Source organism: Limisphaera ngatamarikiensis, assembly GCF_011044775.1.
Classification (GTDB): Bacteria; Verrucomicrobiota; Verrucomicrobiia; order Limisphaerales; family Limisphaeraceae; genus Limisphaera; species Limisphaera ngatamarikiensis.
The window spans coordinates 38,653-40,298 of record NZ_JAAKYA010000089.1 but is presented as its reverse complement, the minus strand read 5'-3'; the positions used below and the strand labels follow the sequence as shown (position 1 = coordinate 40,298).

Genomic DNA, 1,646 nt, shown 5'->3' with positions numbered 1-1,646 from the left:
CTGGTGAGTGATCCCGTGTGGTTCGGTCGTCACATTGCGGAGCTGAACGGGACGAACGGTGCGGTGGTGCGGGCGTACGTGTGGGGATTGGATGTTTCGGAAAGCCTGGACGGAGCGGGTGGAGTGGGCGGTTTGTTGTGGGTGCGGTTGAGCGGTGGGCCTGGTGCGGGAGTGCACTTTGTGACGTACGACGGCAACGGGAACGTGTGGACTTTGGTGTCCGCGAGCACCGGAACCGAGACTGCGCGGTACGAGTATGGTCCGTTTGGGGAGCCTTTGCGGCTGACGGGCGCTGCGGCCGCTTCGAATCCATTCCGGTTCAGCACGAAGCGGACGGAGGACGGAACGGGCCTGGTGCTGTACGAATACCGCGCCAACAGTCCCGGCTTGGGAAGGTGGTTGAGCAGGGATCCCGCCGGGGAAGTAGGTTTTAGAGTACAGGGTGCATACGGTGGCCGTCCTTCAAGGCTGTTGGTCACGTCAACGCACTATGTTCGCAAGCAATCAATCGATAGTGTGGATGTGCTTGGATTGTACGAATACGAGTGGGGAAGTTCATTTAGCGACGCCGAGAAGCAGGCCATCCACACCTCGATTCAGCGCGTAAAGCAGCGGGCTGAGACGCTGATTGGGCAGATTGATGCAAATATCGGGAGTCTTTCCAAGTTGTGCCCTTGCCCTGCTTACAGGCAACTCATCGAGAATCTCAAGCGCCTGAGGAAGATCCTGGAAGGTATGATTCGTGACATTAACAACCCACGTAAGAAGCTTGAGATCTATAGGGGTGATATCAAGCCTGACGCGGCGAGGTACTGGCGGTCTCCCGTGCCGTGGTATGACGATGAGTTGACCTTGGACAATGGCTGGTTCGGCCAGAGCACCTCGGAACAAGATAGCACAATGTTTCACGAATTAAGCCACGGCCAAGGGACAGGGGACAAGGATCCAAGTCCTTACAATAATGCACACGCGATTGAAGTGCTAATGCACGTGGATAAGGAGAACTGGACATATTTTAAGTACGACAAAATGGTGGCGGACAAGAGGTGTGGAGCGCGTGGGAAATGAGGACACGGGCCGTCAAAGTAGCAATTGTGGTAGGGACGGTAGTGCTGTTAGTAGTTGCTTTTCTGCCGGGTCTGCCGGCAATTGCGGGTTATAAGAAGACGTATTTTGACGTGGCGAACGGACGCCTGATGACGGAGTGGAGCGTGTGTGGCTGCACACGCAGGGGGACTATTGAGGAAACGAGGTATTCGGAGCTGCTACGGAAATATGGCTTTGATGAACTGCCGCCGGTATGGAAGGAAGCCTGGGCGACTTCGGTGGGCCTCAAGAAGATCAGTGGTACGGTGTTCATAGACTCCGCCTACGGCCGGGTAGCTGCAGACGCAATGCAATTTGCCCTGGGTATGGAATTGATGTTGATGGATGATAATGATCCGCCCGAAACGAGATTTGAGAAGGCCCGCAGAAGAATCGCCGAGTTTCGCCGGCTTGTCATGAGTGGGACGCCCGCTGAGGTGCGCGATTATGTGCTAAGCTTTCTGAAGGAACGTGAGGAGTATGAGAGGAAGGCAAAGGCGGGTACTGAAGGAGGTTGAAGCGTGTCAAACTACTTAGAGCTGCCACGCGGTGACCAGGTG

2 protein-coding genes are annotated in these 1,646 nt (G+C 55.7%); both read left to right on the top strand.

Annotation, left to right across the window (positions count from 1 at the left end; translation table 11 throughout):
* Nucleotides 1–1,068: RHS repeat-associated core domain-containing protein (locus G4L39_RS13605; protein WP_205881025.1), on the top strand; the 1,068-nt coding region annotated here is incomplete at its 5' end.
* A 26-nt stretch (nucleotides 1,069–1,094) separates the two neighbouring features.
* Complete coding sequence (locus G4L39_RS13600) at nucleotides 1,095–1,604, top strand: hypothetical protein (protein WP_165108997.1); 510 nt, start codon at nucleotides 1,095–1,097, stop codon at nucleotides 1,602–1,604.
* Nucleotides 1,605–1,646: the final 42 nt, after the last annotated feature.